The 14,367-nt window shown below is 69.7% G+C and carries 13 protein-coding genes and 3 tRNA genes; 6 read left to right on the forward strand and 10 right to left on the reverse strand.

The genetic code is table 11. The features are described 5' to 3' along the window. Nucleotides 1-38: 38 nt before the first annotated feature. The 8 genes from OG746_RS05965 to OG746_RS06000 form a co-directional block, all read right to left on the reverse strand. Nucleotides 39-114: transfer RNA gene (locus OG746_RS05965), tRNA-Gly, on the reverse strand. A 44-nt stretch (nt 115-158) separates the two neighbouring features. After that, entirely contained in the window at nt 159-767 is a 609-nt protein-coding gene (locus tag OG746_RS05970; protein WP_266712278.1) for a response regulator transcription factor, read from the reverse strand. Beyond that, entirely contained in the window at nt 764-2,008 is a 1,245-nt protein-coding gene (locus OG746_RS05975) for a sensor histidine kinase (protein ID WP_266712280.1), read from the reverse strand. Before OG746_RS05975 ends, OG746_RS05970 begins: the two co-directional genes overlap by 4 nt. A 16-nt stretch (nt 2,009-2,024) precedes the next feature. Continuing rightward, nucleotides 2,025-2,843, reverse strand: a complete 819-nt coding sequence (locus tag OG746_RS05980; protein ID WP_266712282.1) for an ABC transporter permease — start codon at nt 2,841-2,843, stop codon at nt 2,025-2,027. Then, nucleotides 2,840-3,817 (reverse strand): ABC transporter ATP-binding protein, encoded by a 978-nt coding sequence (locus OG746_RS05985; RefSeq protein WP_266712284.1) that lies wholly within the window; start codon nt 3,815-3,817, stop codon nt 2,840-2,842. Before OG746_RS05985 ends, OG746_RS05980 begins: the two co-directional genes overlap by 4 nt. 129 nt (nt 3,818-3,946) lie before the next feature. Further along, nucleotides 3,947-4,019: transfer RNA gene (locus OG746_RS05990), tRNA-Gly, on the reverse strand. Nucleotides 4,020-4,071: 52 nt separating this feature from the next. Continuing rightward, nucleotides 4,072-4,143: transfer RNA gene (locus OG746_RS05995), tRNA-Gly, on the reverse strand. A 122-nt stretch (nt 4,144-4,265) separates the two neighbouring features. Beyond that, nucleotides 4,266-4,586, reverse strand: coding sequence for a histone-like nucleoid-structuring protein Lsr2 (locus OG746_RS06000; protein WP_266712286.1), 321 nt, complete (start codon nt 4,584-4,586; stop codon nt 4,266-4,268). A gap of 340 nt (nt 4,587-4,926) precedes the next feature. Here OG746_RS06000 and purS point away from each other — a divergent pair, with 340 nt between their 5' ends. The 5 genes from purS to OG746_RS06025 all read left to right on the forward strand — a co-directional run bounded on the left by purS (nt 4,927) and on the right by OG746_RS06025 (nt 10,903). Continuing rightward, entirely contained in the window at nt 4,927-5,199 is a 273-nt protein-coding gene (purS, locus tag OG746_RS06005) for a phosphoribosylformylglycinamidine synthase subunit PurS (RefSeq protein WP_266712288.1), read from the forward strand. Then, nucleotides 5,196-5,879 carry a phosphoribosylformylglycinamidine synthase subunit PurQ gene (gene purQ, locus OG746_RS06010; RefSeq protein WP_266712290.1) on the forward strand — a complete coding sequence of 228 codons (684 nt, stop codon included), beginning with the start codon at nt 5,196-5,198 and terminating at the stop codon, nt 5,877-5,879. Before purS ends, purQ begins: the two co-directional genes overlap by 4 nt. Then, entirely contained in the window at nt 5,876-8,125 is a 2,250-nt protein-coding gene (gene purL, locus OG746_RS06015; protein ID WP_266712292.1) for a phosphoribosylformylglycinamidine synthase subunit PurL, read from the forward strand. Before purQ ends, purL begins: the two co-directional genes overlap by 4 nt. Nucleotides 8,126-9,228: 1,103 nt before the next feature. After that, the gene (locus tag OG746_RS06020) at nt 9,229-10,023 is read left to right on the forward strand and encodes a maleylpyruvate isomerase family mycothiol-dependent enzyme (RefSeq protein ID WP_266712294.1); all 795 of its coding nucleotides are present in this window, start codon (nt 9,229-9,231) and stop codon (nt 10,021-10,023) included. A 58-nt stretch (nt 10,024-10,081) separates the two neighbouring features. Further along, nucleotides 10,082-10,903, forward strand: coding sequence for an META domain-containing protein (locus OG746_RS06025; RefSeq protein ID WP_266712296.1), 822 nt, complete (start codon nt 10,082-10,084; stop codon nt 10,901-10,903). Between the two features lie 29 nt (nt 10,904-10,932). Here OG746_RS06025 and OG746_RS06030 read toward each other — a convergent pair whose 3' ends face one another. Continuing rightward, nucleotides 10,933-12,372: a sulfatase family protein gene (locus OG746_RS06030; RefSeq protein ID WP_266712298.1), complete on the reverse strand. Its 1,440-nt coding sequence runs from the start codon at nt 12,370-12,372 to the stop codon at nt 10,933-10,935. Between the two features lie 198 nt (nt 12,373-12,570). After that, nucleotides 12,571-12,735 (reverse strand): putative leader peptide, encoded by a 165-nt coding sequence (locus OG746_RS45525; RefSeq protein WP_353962427.1) that lies wholly within the window; start codon nt 12,733-12,735, stop codon nt 12,571-12,573. Between the two features lie 91 nt (nt 12,736-12,826). Between OG746_RS45525 and purF the strand changes: the two genes are divergently transcribed. Further along, the gene (purF, locus tag OG746_RS06035) at nt 12,827-14,353 is read left to right on the forward strand and encodes an amidophosphoribosyltransferase (protein WP_266712300.1); all 1,527 of its coding nucleotides are present in this window, start codon (nt 12,827-12,829) and stop codon (nt 14,351-14,353) included. Nucleotides 14,354-14,367: the final 14 nt, after the last annotated feature.

Below are 14,367 nucleotides of genomic sequence, written 5' to 3' on the forward strand. Positions count from 1 at the left end.
AAAGACCCCCGGTCCGAGGACCGGGGGTCTTTCTTCGATGGAGCGAACGACGAGGTTCGAACTCGCGACCTCAACCTTGGCAAGGTTGCGCTCTACCAACTGAGCTACGTTCGCAAACGCCGCTTTCGCGGTGCTGCTGCGCCGTGGCGCGACGCCAACTATACCCAACCTCGCTCGCGCGCGAGACGCACCGCCGCGTGACGGTTCTCCACGCCGAGCTTCGAGACGGCCGACGAGAGATAGTTCCGGACCGTCCCCTGGGACAGCGCGGCCCGCTCCGCGATCTCCGATACGGGTGCGCCGTCGGCCGCGAGCTCCAGGACCTCGGCCTCACGCGCGGTCAGCGGCGTGTCCCCCGCGGAGATCGCGTCGGCCGCCAACTCCGGGTCCACATAGCGGTTTCCGGCGTGCACGGTGCGAATGATCTCGGCGAGCCGCTGCGCGCTCACCGTCTTCGGTACGAAGCCGCGCACGCCCGCGGCGAGGGCCCGCTTCAGGTGCCCCGGACGCCCGTGACTGGTCACGATCATGGTGCGGCAGCCGGGCAGTTCGTCCCGGATCGATGTGGCCACACTCACACCGTCGGCGCCCGGCATCTGCAGATCGAGCACGGCGACGTCCGGCCGGTGCGCCCGCGCCATGGCGAGCGCCTCGGGCCCGGTGGCGGCCTCGGCGACCACGAAGAGATCGTCCTCGAGCGCGAGCAGTGCGGCGAGCGCCCCTCGGATGAGGTGCTCGTCGTCGGCCAGCAGTACGCGCAGGCTCATCGGCCGGCCTCCTGTTTCTCCGGCGCCGCCTCGTCCACGAGCCCGGTCACCGGTACGGACACCCTCACGCGAAACACCCCTTTGCGGACCGCTCCCGACTCCAACGTCCCGTCCACCGCGGCGAGTCGCTCCCGCAGCCCCGCGAGTCCGGATCCGCGACCGGTCGCGACGACATCGCCCGCCCCGTCGTTCTCCACGGTCAGCACCACACCCTCGTCCCCGGTCGCCAACTCCACCCGGCAGGCCTTCGCGTCGCCGTGCCGCAATACGTTCGTGGTGGTCTCCCGCACCACCCAGGCGAGCGCCGCCTGGACGTCGGAGGGCAGGCCGGCCGCCGAGCCCGTCACCGTGCAGGTGATCCCGGCGGCGTTCAACACGCCCTGCGCACCGGCGAGTTCGACCGCGAGATCGGCCTGGCGATATCCGCGTACGACATCACGCACCTCCTTCTGCGACTCCTGCGCGATGCGCTGCACTTCGATCATTTGCTCCACGGCCGCCTCGGTCTTCCCACGCCGCGCGAGCTGCACCGCGAGCTCGCTCTTGAGCGCGACGACGGACAGATTGCGCCCCATCACGTCGTGCAGATCGCGCCCGAACCGCAGCCGCTCCTCGGCGACGGCGAGCCGGGCCTCGACCTCGCGGGCCCGCTCCGACTCCCACATGACGGAGAGGGTCCAGGCGCTGCAGCGGGTGGTGACCAGGGCGAGCGGGATCGCGATGGCCAGCACGATGGCGATGGCGAGGAGCTGTCCCATGGGCGCGCCCGTCGCGGCGAACAGGCCGATCGTCACCGCGCCGACGACGAGGCTCCGCGCCACGAACGTGCGAACCGGCACGGTCAGGGCGTAGGCGCAGCCGAACGGCATGGGGGCGAACAGCAGCGGCATCACGATCATGCCGCCGGTGACACTGCCGGTGGCGATCAGCGCGGCGATCAGGCCGAGCGCGCACAGCAACAGTGCCCCCGCGAGGTGGCTCTGCCGGCGCGGGACGGGTCCTCGTCCGAGGTACTCGTCGAGCGCGGCCCCCAGGTGGGGGTGGGCGACGAGGCACTGGACGACGCTCACCGAGATCAGGCAGGCCCCCAGGGTGAGCGCGACGCCGTCCTGGCGCAGCGATCCGTGCAGCGCCGTCCCCGACCAGGCCACGAGGTACACCCAGTTCATGACGCTGAGCGTGATCCGGGTCTGCCACTCGACCCGCTCGACCTTGCTCCGGTCCCGCCACCGCTTGCGCACCGCTACGCCTCTCGCCTCAACGCCGCGGTTCCCACCGGAACCGCTTCTGCACAGCAAACACCGCGACCAGAATCCAGGCCACTGCGATGACGATCGCCTTCACGGACTCCCCGCCGGACAGGCTCCCGCTCCAGCCGCCCCGCACCAGCGTGAGCGCCGACGTCAGCGGCAGCAGCTCGCACACGGCCGCCATCTTGTCCGGAAGGACCTCGAGCGGCACGACGGCGCCGGAGCAGGCCATCGACACGAGCAGCATGGGCATCGCGGCGACCTGGGCGCTTTCCACACTGCGGCTGAAGACCGTGGTGAGGGCGGCCAGCGCGACACACAGCGGGATGCCCAACAGCACGCCGAGCAGGACCAGTTGAGGCGCGTCGGGCGCCCCCGCGTCCAGCGCGAACGCGCACACGACGGCCACCGCCGCGCACTGCACGAGCCCGATCACGACGGACGGCACCGCGGCCCCGCTGAGGATCTCCAGATCGCGCAGCTCCCCGGTGCGCAGCCGCTTGAGGACGAGCTCCTCGCGCCGCGACGCGTACACGCTCACCAGCGAGCTGTACACGGCGAACAGCAGCGAGAACGCGATCGCCGAGGAGGCCATGACGGTGCCGATGTTCAGCCCGGCGCCCTGCAGATCGCCCTTGTCCACCGTCCGGGAGACGCTGAAGGGCAGGACGAGCGGCACGAACACCGCCGTGAACAGCACGCCCTTGCTCCGCCCGAGGAGCGTGAACTCGGCCCGCGCGAGCGCTCCGAGCCGTCCCGCGGAGGTCGTCGTCGGTGCTGCCGTACCCGTACTCGTACCTGTACCCGTACTCGTAGCCGTACTCATACCGCCATCTCCTTCTCACGGTCCGGAGTCCCCGCGGAGCCCTTGGCGTCCTGCGCGATTCGCAGGAACGCCTCCTCCAGCGAGGCGCCGCGTACATCGAGGCGCCGCAGTTCGACGCCCGCGTCCCTGGCCCACACGAGCACCCCGGTGGCGGCCCGCTGCAGATCGTCGGTGCGCAGCCGGATCAGCCGGCCCTCGACCTCGTGCGCCTCGACACCGAGCGAGCCCAGCGGAGGCAGGTCGCCCACGAAGTACCCGTCGGGCAGTTCGAAGGAGATGTGCGAGGGCTGCGACGCGACGACCTCGTCGACGCGGCCCTCGGCGGCGATCCGGCCCTCGTGCAGGATCGCGAGCCGGTCGGCGAGCTCCTCGGCCTCTTCGAGGTAGTGCGTGGTCAGCAGCACGGTGGTGCCCTCGGCGCGCAGCCGGCGCACCAACTCCCAGGTGTCGCGGCGCCCTTCGGCGTCGAGCCCGGTGGTCGGCTCGTCGAGGAAGAGCACCTCGGGCCGGCCGAGCAGCGCGAGCGCGAGGTCGAGCCGCCGCTTCTCGCCGCCGGACAGCTGCTTGACGCGCACCTTCCCCCGCTTGGCGAGCCCCACGGCCTCCAGGGCCTCGCCGATCGGCCGGGCCCCGCTCGTGCAGCCGGCCCACATCCGTACGGTCTCGGTGACGGACAGCTCGCTGGGGAAGCCGCCGTCCTGCAGCATCACCCCGATCCGGGGCCGTACCCGGTCCCGTTCGGTGTGCGGGTCGTGTCCGAGCACCCGCACCCGGCCACCGGCAGGGGCCGCGAGTCCTTCGATGAGTTCGACCGTGGAGGTCTTTCCGGCGCCGTTCGTGCCGAGGAGGGCGAAGAGCTCGCCGCGGCCCACGGAGAAGCTGACTCCGCGCACCGCCTCGAAGGAACCCTTGGTCTTGTCCCCGTACACGCGGCGCAGATCAGTGACGTCGATCACGCGCTCGTTGGTGGTCATGGGTCCAGCCTTCCGCCTGGGGCGGGAGGTCGGCAGTGCGTGCTGTCATCGGCTCGCATGACAAATGTCAGAACGCGGCCGGGAACGCCGAAGGCCCCGGTCCAAGAGGACCGGGGCCTTCGATCTTTGAGCGAACGACGAGGTTCGAACTCGCGACCTCAACCTTGGCAAGGTTGCGCTCTACCAACTGAGCTACGTTCGCACTGCTTGCATCAGCCTACCGTACCCACCGAAGTGGTCGGTACGCGATGCAGAGCGGGTGACAGGAATTGCACACTGCGCCTTCCCCCTGGAAGGGGGATGTTCTACTACTGAACTACACCCGCATGTACTCCGTGAGGTCCGGCCCTGCGGCCTCGCCCCTCGGCGTGCTCCAGACTTTAGCCGACTGCCCGGGGTGCAGCGCAAGTCCGGTCACCGAGGGGCCTCATGGGGTGGGTTCCGCGGCTCAGTTGGCCGCGGCGAATGCCTCGTAGACCCGCTTCGGGATGCGACCGCGCGGCGGTACGTCGAAGTGGTTCGAGCGGGCCCAGGCGCGGACGGCGGCCGGGTCCGGGCTCAGATCCGTGCGCTTGTACGCCTTGCCGGTCTTCCCCGAACGCTTGCGGCCCGCCTCCAGGTAGGGGGCCAGCGCCTCGCGGAGCTGATGCGCATTGGCTCGATTGAGGTCGATCTCGTACGACGAGCCGTCGAGACCGAAGCGAATGGTTTCCGCCGCTTCCCCGCCGTCGATGTCGTCAGAGAGAGTGACCACGACACGCTGCGCCACGAATATCGGTCCCTTCGTCCAGCATCCCGCTTTGACGTGCGGTGATGCAGACTGTCCGGCTGTTGTCAGGCAATGCCCGGGCAATGCGGTGCCCCGAGTTCAGGCCGAGTGCCTGTATCTGCCAATTCCTTTTTACCCTGTCCGGCAATGCAGTGGGAAGACCAGTTAAAAGTCTCGGTGTGTCTCGCGTGGTTGTTATCCGGAGTCTTTCCCTTAATTTTCCGTGCGGATCTCATGTCGTTGCCATAACGTGATCCGCATCTCGTAGCTTCCTACTGTCTACGCGAGTAGAAAATTTGGGCAGGTACGCTGAACGGACCAGCTCAACCACACACCGGGAGTGCCAGTGGCACGCGTCGTAGTCGACGTCATGCTCAAGCCGGAGATCCTCGACCCCCAGGGCCAGGCGGTGCAGCGCGCGCTGCCGCGCCTCGGTTTCGACGGCATCTCCGACGTACGTCAGGGAAAGCGTTTCGAGCTCGAAGTGGACGGGCCGGTGGATGACGCCGCTCTTGCCCGTATCCATGAGCTGGCGGAAACCTTCCTCGCCAACACCGTGATCGAAAACTTCACCGTGAAGGTGGAAGAGCCTGCGGTGGGGGCCGAAAAGTGACCGCTCGTATTGGCGTCGTCACCTTTCCCGGTTCCCTCGATGATCGCGACACTCAGCGCGCGATCCGGCTTGCCGGTGCGGAGCCGGTCGCGCTCTGGCACAAGGACAAGGACCTGAAGCAGGTCGACGCGGTCGTCCTGCCCGGTGGTTTCTCGTACGGCGATTACCTGCGCGCGGGCGCCATTTCGCGTTTCTCGCCCGTCATGGAGACGCTGATCGAGCAGGCGAAGGCGGGCCTTCCCGTCCTCGGGATCTGCAACGGATTCCAGGTCCTCACCGAGGCCCACCTGCTCCCCGGCGCCATGCTCGGCAACGACCACCTGCACTTCATCTGCCGCGATCAGAAGCTGCGGGTGGAGAACGCCGGTACGGCCTGGACGTCCGACTACGAGGCGGGCCAGGAGATCCACATCCCGCTGAAGAACATGGACGGCCGCTACGTCGCCGACGAGCGCACGCTCGACATGTTGGAGGCGGAGGGCCGCGTCGCTTTCCGGTACGTGGACTACAACCCCAACGGTTCGCTCCGTGACATCGCCGGCATCACGAACGAGGCGGGCAACGTCGTCGGTCTGATGCCGCACCCGGAGCACGCCGTCGAGCCCCTCATCGGGTCCGGCCGCACCGACGGCCTCCCGTTCTTCACCTCGATCCTCAAGAAGCTGGTCGCCGCCTCATGAGCCTCGACACCACAGAGAACGCCGCGAAGACTCCCGACGTCGAGCTGCCCTGGGCCGAACTCGGCCTGAAGAAGGACGAGTACGAGCGGGTCGTGGAGATCCTCGGCCGCCGTCCCACCGGCGCCGAGCTCGCCATGTACTCGGTCATGTGGTCCGAGCACTGCTCGTACAAGTCCTCCAAGGTCCACCTGCGCCAGTTCGGCGAGAAGGCCCCGGAGTCCGACGCGCTGCTCGTCGGCATCGGCGAGAACGCCGGCGTCGTCGACGTGGGCAACGGCTACGCCGTCACCTTCAAGGTCGAGTCGCACAACCACCCGTCGTACGTCGAGCCCTACCAGGGGGCGGCCACCGGCGTCGGCGGCATCGTCCGCGACATCATCGCGATGGGTGCCCGCCCGGTCGCCGTGGTCGACCCGCTGCGCATGGGCGCCGCCGACCACCCCGACACGAAGCGCGTGCTGCCCGGCGTCGTCGCCGGCATCGGCGGCTACGGCAACTGCCTGGGCCTGCCGAACATCGGCGGCGAGCTCGTCTTCGACGCCTGCTACCAGGGCAACCCGCTGGTCAACGCCGGCGCCATCGGCGTCATGCGGCACGAGGACATCCACCTCGCGAAGGCGTCCGGCACGGGCAACAAGGTCATCATGTACGGCGCCCGCACGGGCGGCGACGGCATCGGTGGCGCCTCGATCCTCGCCTCCGAGACCTTCGACGACGCGAAGCCGTCGAAGCGTCCGGCCGTGCAGGTCGGCGACCCCTTCCAGGAGAAGCTCCTCATCGAGTGCACCCTGGAGGCCTTCGCCGAGAAGCTCGTGGTCGGCATCCAGGACCTGGGTGCGGCGGGCATCTCCTGCGCCACCTCCGAGCTGGCGTCCAACGGCTCCGGCGGTATGCGCGTCGAGCTGGACGACGTACCGCTGCGCGACTCCACGCTCTCTCCTGAGGAGATCCTCATGAGCGAGTCGCAGGAGCGCATGTGCGCCGTGGTCGAGCCGGAGAAGGTCGACCGCTTCCTGGAGATCTGCGAGAAGTGGGACGTCATCGCCACCGTCATCGGTGAGGTGACCGACGGCGACCGCCTGGAGATCTTCTGGCACGGCGAGAAGATCGTCGACGTCGACCCGCGCACGGTCGCGCACGACGGCCCGGTCTACGAGCGCCCGCTCGCCCGCCCCGACTGGCAGGACGCGCTGCAGGCCGACGATGCGGGCAAGCTGCCGCGGCCGTCCTCGGGTGACGAGCTGAAGGACCAGGTCCTCAAGCTCGTCTCCTCGCCGAACCAGGCGTCGAAGAAGTGGATCACCCAGCAGTACGACCACTTCGTGCAGGGCAACACCGTCCTCGCGCAGCCCGAGGACTCGGGCATGATCCGCATCGACGAGGAGACCGGGCTCGGCGTCGCCATCGCGACGGACGGCAACGGCCGGTTCGCGAAGCTCGACCCGTACACGGGTGCGCAGCTCGCGCTCGCGGAGGCGTACCGGAACGTCGCGACGACCGGTGCCAAGCCGCTCGCCGTCTCCGACTGCTTGAACTTCGGTTCGCCCGAGGACCCGGCCGTCATGTGGCAGTTCGCCGAGGCCATCCGTGGCCTCGCCGACGGCTGCCAGCAGCTCGGCACCCCGGTGACCGGTGGCAACGTCTCGCTCTACAACCAGACGGGCGAGGCGGCGATCCACCCGACGCCGGTCGTCGCGGTCCTCGGTGTCATCGACGACGTGGCGCGGCGCACGCCGGTTGCCTTCCAGGAAGAGGGCCAGCTCCTCTACCTGCTCGGTGACACCCGCGAGGAGTTCGGCGGTTCGGCCTGGTCGCAGGTCATCCACGAGCACCTCGGCGGTCTGCCGCCGGTCGTCGACCTGGAGCGCGAGCGGCTGCTCGGCGAGATCCTCATCTCGGCCTCCCGCGACGGCATGATCGACGCCGCGCACGACCTGTCCGACGGTGGTCTGATCCAGGCCGTGGTCGAGTCGGCGCTGCTCGGGGGGAAGGGCGCGCGGCTGATCGTGCCGGAGGGTCTGGACGCGTTCACGTTCCTCTTCTCGGAGTCGGCGGGCCGTGCGGTCGTGTCGATTCCGCGCAGCGAGGAGCTCCGCTTCAACGACATGTGTGGGGCGCGCGGTCTGCCCGTCACCCGCATCGGTGTCGTGGACGGTGACGTGGTGGACGTCCAGGGTGAGTTCGCGCTCTCCCTCGACGAGCTGCGTGAGGCGTTCGAGGGCACGATTCCGGCGCTGCTGGCGTAGAGCGGTTCGCGTGTGGCGTGGGGCCGCCGGCCTGTACCGGTGGGCGGTCCCTACGTCTCGGGGCTCTGCCCGCCTGTTTCGGTGGGCGGGTCCTACGCCACGGGGCTCCGCCCCGGACCCCGCGGGCTCTCGTCCAAGAGCGGGGCTGATTGTGCGGAACCGGCGTTACGGACACGGGGCTCTGCCCCGGACCCCGCGGGCTCTCGTCCAAGAGCGGGGCTGATTGTGCGGAACCGGCGTTACGGACACGGGGCTCTGCCCCGGACCCCGCGGGCTCTCGTCCAAGAGCGGGGCTGATTTTGCCGAACCGGTGTTACGGACACGGGGCTCCGCCCCGGACCCCGCGCCTCAATCGCCGGCGGGGCTTAAAAGATCGGGGCTCTGCCCCCGCCTGAGCCTCAATCGTGTCCGGGGCTGAAAGATTCGGGGCTCTGCCCCGGGCCCCGCGAGTCTCGTCCCAGAGCGGGGCTTGATTTGCCCGCCCGCAGGGCGATCGCCCGGCTCCCGCCCATCTCCCACCCGCCCGCCCCCTCCGGGGGCGTCGGCCCGACGGGGTGCCGCCCCCGCCTTGGGTATTCCGTCGCCAACCGCGGCTCCCGCTCGACGCGGTCGACGCCGCCCCGCCTTGGGCAACGCCCACCACGGCTCCCCACCCGCTGGGTCGACCGCACGCGCCTTGGGCGATCCGACGGCGACCACGGCTCCCCACCTCAGCGGTCGACCGCACGCGCCTTGGGCAATCTGCCGCCTTGGGCGGCAGGGTGGGCAAGGCGGCGCCCGGTGCCGCGCGCCGTCCACGGGAGGCGCCAACCCCGGTCCCCGGTTCGGGCTGCACTTATGGAAGGCGCCAGCCCCGGTACCCCGGTTCGGGCCGCATCTATGGAAGGCGCCAGCTCCGGTCCCCGGTGCGGGCCGCATCTACGGAAGGCGCCGACCCCGGTCCCCGGTTCGGGCTGCACTTATGGAAGGCGCCAGCCCCGGTACCCCGGTGCAGCCCGCACCTACGAAAGGCGCCGACCCCGCCCCCCCCCCGGTGCAGCCCGCCCCCACGGAAGGCGCCCACCCCGGCACCGCCACGCCCCACGCAGTCGTAGGCTCGGCGCATGCCACCGGCCAAGAGGAAGTCCCGCGTCTACAGCCTCGACAAGACTCGCACCGCCGTGCTCGCCCAGTTCGGCAACGTACGGAAGGCGGTCGAGGGCCTCACGCCCGAGCAGCTCGCCGGTCCGACGCGGCTCGGGGACTGGACCGTGCGGGAGCTCGCCGCGCACATCACGATGGCGACGAGTGCCATCGCCCGCGGCCTCGCCGTGCCCGGCCTGGCCAAGGCCGAACTCACCCCGCAGGACTGGCCGATGACCTCCGCCCCGCACGCGCAGGACATCGCCGCGTACGTGACGGGCCTCGCGGCGGACAACGACCTCGCCGCGCTGTACGCCGACGCCACGAGCAGCCTCGAACAAGCCCTCGCGGACCACCCCGGCGACCAACTCGTCGCCAACCGCACCGGCGTCATGACCCTCGCGGACTACCTGCCCACCCGCACCGTCGAGTTGATCGTCCACACCGACGACCTGAACGACGCCGTGCCGGACCTCGACATCCCGTACGACCGCCAGGCCCTGGCCGCCTGCACCCGGATCCTCGCCGACGCCCTCGCCACCAAGGCCCCCGGCGCCTCCACCGAGGTCCGCGTCCCGCCGTTCGCCGTCGTGCAGTGCGTCGAGGGCCCCCGGCACACCCGCGGCACCCCGCCGAACGTCGTGGAGACCGACCCGCTCACCTGGATCCGCCTGGCCACGGGGCGTACGACCTGGGCGGCGGCGGTCGAGGCCGCGCTGGTCAGCGCCAGCGGCGAGCGGGCGAACCTCGCGGACCTGCTGCCGATCATGGCGTGATGCGCACGGGATGCCCGGCGGGCCGGAACCGGAACGCGGCCCGCCACGTCCCATTGCCATGCTCACGACGCTACGTACATCCCGTACACGTGCCCTGATCAGCACCGCCGTCCTGCCGCTCGCCGCGCTGGCGACCGTGACCGCCTGCGGCGACGAGAAGGCCCCCGGCTCGAAGGCGGCCGGGGGAGAATCGATAACCGGCGTCCACTGGAGCGTGCAGAGCGCGACGGTGGACGGCAAGACGACGAAGGCCCCGGGCAGCGCGTACCTCGAGTTCGTCTCGGACGAGCGGGTGCGCGGCAACTACGGCTGCAACCACTTCGACGCCGACGCAGAGGTCACCGGGGACAGCGTCGACCTCGGCAAGGCGAAGCGGACCATGATGCTCTGCGAGGGCAAGGACGTGGCCGCCTTCGAGAAGACCCTGGCCCGCACCCTCGCCGAGAAGAACACGGTCGAGGCCAAGGGCGGCGAACTGACCCTCACCCGGGCGAATGGCGACACCGTCTCCCTCGCCAAGCAGCGTGACGCCAAGCTCGTCGGTACCAAGTGGAACGTCACGAGCCTGAGCGCCGATGACACCACCAGCTCCGTGCCGAAGGCCGCGCAGGGCCGGGCCCGGCTCGTCTTCGACAAGGACGGCCACGTCAGCGCCCGCCTGGGCTGCAACAGCGGCCGCGCCAAGGCCACCGTCAAGGGTGACGACATCACCTTCGGCCCGCTGAGCAGCACCCGTATGGGCTGTATCGGAGAGGCCGCGAAGCTGGAGCAGACGATGCTCGATGTCCTGAAGGGCAAGGTGTCGTACGACATCCAGGGGGGCTCCCTCACGCTGAAGGCACCCGGCGGCAACGGGATCGGCCTCGCCGCCGCCGAGTGACGGGCCCTCAGGACCCAACAAAGCACCCCTCAGGACGGATACGGGAGCAGCTCCGCGTCCGTCCGCTCCCACGCCGCCTTCAACTCGGCCAGCACCTTCGGCTCGTCGGCCGCCCGGTCCGCCTGCTCGCGCCGGTCGGCCGCGAGATCGAACAGCTGGTCGGTGCCGCCCTTGCCCCGGTAGTACTTCCAGTTGCCGCGCCGCACGGCCCGCTCCCCGCGCACCCGCCAGAACAGCTCGCGCTGCGTCAACTCCTCGCCGCGCAGCAGGTACCCCGCGAGGCTGGTGCCGTCGAGCGGATACGACCGGTCGGCCCTGGCCCCGCCGATCTCCAGCAGTGTCGCCGTCCAGTCAGGGGTGAACACCGGCTCGTGGCTGACCTGCCCGCCGCCGATCCGGGCGGGCCAGCGCACGATCGTCGGGACGCGGATGCCGCCCTCCTGGAGGGACGACTTGTTGCCGGACAGCGGCCAGTTGTAGGAGAAGCGCTCACCGCCGTTGTCCGAGGCGAAGAAGACGAGGGTGTCCTGCTCCTGCCCGGACTCCTTCAGCGCCTTCAGCACCTGCCCGACCGACCGGTCCAGGTCCTGCACCATCTCCGTGTACTTCTCGACCGATCCGCCGTCGTCGTGGAAGAGGGCCCGCTTGTCGCCCGCCTTGATCCGCCGTACGACCTCGGCGCTCGCCTCCTCGTCGCCGTCGGCGATCCACGGCCAGTGCGGGGTCGTGAAGTTGAGGTTGAGCAGCCACGGCTGATCCCCGTGGTCCCGCTTCACGTACTCGCTCGCCCGCTCGGTCAGGATCCGTGTGTAGTACCGCAGGTCCTTGTACTCGGCGTCGCCCTCCTTCACCTCGCCCTCGTAGAGGTCGTACTCGCCGCCGAGGCCGAGCTTCGAGTAGTACTCCAGGGCCCCGCCGAAGTTCCCGAAGAACTCGTCCCAGCCCGACTTGGTGGGCGAGTGGTCCGGCAGATAGCCGCAGTGCCACTTGCCGATCAGGGCCGTCGCATAGCCGGCGCCGCGCAATAGCGAGGCGAGCGTGGGGTGGTTCGGGTCGAGCCCGACGGACCGGTCGGCTATCGGCTCCGCGAGACCGCCCTTCGTACGGCCCGGATAGCGGCCGGTGTAGAGGCTGAAGCGGGTCGGGGAGCAGGTCGCGGAGCCGCTGTAGGCGTCGGTGAAGCGGACGCCCTGGCGGGCGAGCCGGTCCAGGTTGGGGGTCCTGATGTGCGGGGCGCCGTACGAGGACAGGTCGGCCCAGCCCAGGTCGTCGCCCAGGATGAACAGGATGTTGGGCCGCCGTGACCTGCGCCCGGTGTCGGCCCGGAAGGGCGTCTCACGGGGCGCGGCCGCCTGGGCGGTGCCGGCCGTGGCTCCTCCGACTCCGACTCCGACTCCGGCAGCGGCGACGGTGGCGACGGCGGCCCCGCCGAGGGCACGACGGGACAGGTGAGAGGCATGCGAGGGCATGGGGTCTCCGGGGTTGGGGCCGCAGGGGCGGCATGCGAAGCGCGCGCCTCAGAGGGCGCGAGCTGCGTTGATGTGCGGCTCCGCCACGCGGGGCGCGAGCCACGGCGGACGGCTCGCACGCCGCGGAGAAACCAGCCCGAGCAGGTGCGAACCGGCCTGAACCGACGACGTCAGACGGACGTCATTGGCAGGGAAGGGTCACGCACAGAGACAGATCGCGCTCGCGACACGGACCAGGTCGACGTGGCGGCGCTCCACAAGGGTGACCTCACGATCACGGAGTGGCTGCATGGACCGGGACTCTGCCGACAGTGACGTACACCTGTCAACCACGCATCCGTACTCCGGACGTACTCCGGACATCCGATGAGTTCGGTCACATCCGCCCCGGTCAACCCGCGTAGCCCCGGTCCCCAATTCGGACCACTGTGGGATCACGTCTACACTCGGTTGCGTGCCACGTGGTGACGGTCGACTCAATCACGACCTGCTTCCCGGTGAGAAAGGCCCCCAGGACGCTTGTGGCGTCTTCGGTGTCTGGGCTCCGGGTGAAGAGGTCGCAAAGCTCACTTACTTCGGGCTCTACGCCCTCCAACATCGGGGTCAGGAATCCGCGGGAATCGCGGTCAGCAATGGCTCCCAGATCCTCGTCTTCAAGGACATGGGGCTCGTTTCCCAGGTCTTCGACGAGACATCCCTAGGGTCCCTCCAAGGTCATATCGCGGTCGGTCACGCCCGCTACTCGACCACCGGGGCCTCCGTATGGGAGAACGCCCAGCCGACGTTCCGTGCCACCGCGCACGGTTCGATCGCCCTCGGGCACAACGGCAACCTGGTCAACACGGCGCACCTCGCCGAGATGGTCGCCGAGCTCCCCAAGGAGAGTGGCCGCGCGACCCAGGTCGCGGCCACCAACGACACCGACCTGATCACCGCGCTGCTCGCGGGCCAGGTCGACGAGGACGGCAAGCCGCTGACCGTGGAAGAGGCGGCCGCCAAGGTGCTGCCCCAGGTCAAGGGCGCCTTCTCGCTCGTCTTCATGGACGAGAACACCCTGTACGCCGGCCGTGACCCGCAGGGCATCCGCCCGCTGGTCCTCGGCCGCCTGGAGCGCGGCTGGGTCGTCGCCTCGGAGTCCGCGGCGCTCGACATCTGCGGCGCCTCCTATGTCCGCGAGATCGAGCCGGGCGAGTTCGTCGCCATCGACGAGAACGGCCTGCGAACGTCCCGATTCGCCGAAGCAAAGCCCAAGGGCTGCGTCTTCGAGTACGTGTACCTGGCCCGCCCGGACACGGACATCGCGGGTCGGAACGTGTATCTCTCCCGTGTGGAGATGGGCCGCAGGCTCGCGAAGGAAGCTCCGGCCGATGCGGACCTCGTCATAGCCACCCCGGAATCCGGGACTCCGGCCGCGGTCGGTTACGCCGAGGCATCCGGCATCCCGTTCGGCAACGGCCTGGTGAAGAACGCCTACGTGGGCCGAACCTTCATCCAGCCTTCACAGACGATCCGCCAGCTCGGCATCCGTCTGAAGCTGAACCCGCTCAAGGAAGTCATCAAGGGCAAGCGTCTGGTCGTCGTCGACGACTCGATCGTGCGCGGCAACACGCAGCGCGCCCTGGTCCGCATGCTCCGCGAGGCCGGTGCGGCCGAGATCCACGTGCGGATCTCCTCCCCGCCCATCAAGTGGCCCTGCTTCTTCGGCATCGACTTCGCGACCCGCGCGGAGCTGATCGCCAACGGCATGTCGGTCGAGGAGATCGGTACCTCGCTCGGGGTCGACTCGCTCTCGTACATCTCCATCGACGGCATGATCGAGGCGACCACCATCGCCAAGCCGAACCTCTGCCGTGCCTGCTTCGACGGCGAGTACCCGATGGACCTCCCCGACCCGGAGCTCCTCGGCAAGCAGCTCCTGGAGACGGAACTGGCCGCAGGTCCTGCGTCCACGGCTGCGTCCGACGCGATCCGTCGCCCGTAGACCCCGATTCGCCA

The sequence above is a fragment of the Streptomyces sp. NBC_01016 genome, from assembly GCF_026341035.1.
In the GTDB taxonomy this organism is placed as follows: Bacteria; Actinomycetota; Actinomycetes; order Streptomycetales; family Streptomycetaceae; genus Streptomyces.

Excerpts from the sequence above, each read along its gene's own strand:
- OG746_RS05970 (WP_266712278.1), bottom strand. The coding sequence starts at position 767 with ATGAGCCTGCGCGTACTGCTGGCCGACGACGAGCACCTCATCCGAGGG.
- OG746_RS05980 (WP_266712282.1), bottom strand. The coding sequence starts at position 2,843 with ATGAGTACGGCTACGAGTACGGGTACAGGTACGAGTACGGGTACGGCA.
- OG746_RS05985 (WP_266712284.1), bottom strand. The coding sequence starts at position 3,817 with ATGACCACCAACGAGCGCGTGATCGACGTCACTGATCTGCGCCGCGTG.
- purL (WP_266712292.1), top strand. The coding sequence starts at position 5,876 with ATGAGCCTCGACACCACAGAGAACGCCGCGAAGACTCCCGACGTCGAG.
- OG746_RS06020 (WP_266712294.1), top strand. The coding sequence starts at position 9,229 with ATGCCACCGGCCAAGAGGAAGTCCCGCGTCTACAGCCTCGACAAGACT.
- OG746_RS06025 (WP_266712296.1), top strand. The coding sequence starts at position 10,082 with ATGCTCACGACGCTACGTACATCCCGTACACGTGCCCTGATCAGCACC.
- OG746_RS06030 (WP_266712298.1), bottom strand. The coding sequence starts at position 12,372 with ATGCCCTCGCATGCCTCTCACCTGTCCCGTCGTGCCCTCGGCGGGGCC.
- OG746_RS45525 (WP_353962427.1), bottom strand. The coding sequence starts at position 12,735 with ATGTCCGGAGTACGTCCGGAGTACGGATGCGTGGTTGACAGGTGTACG.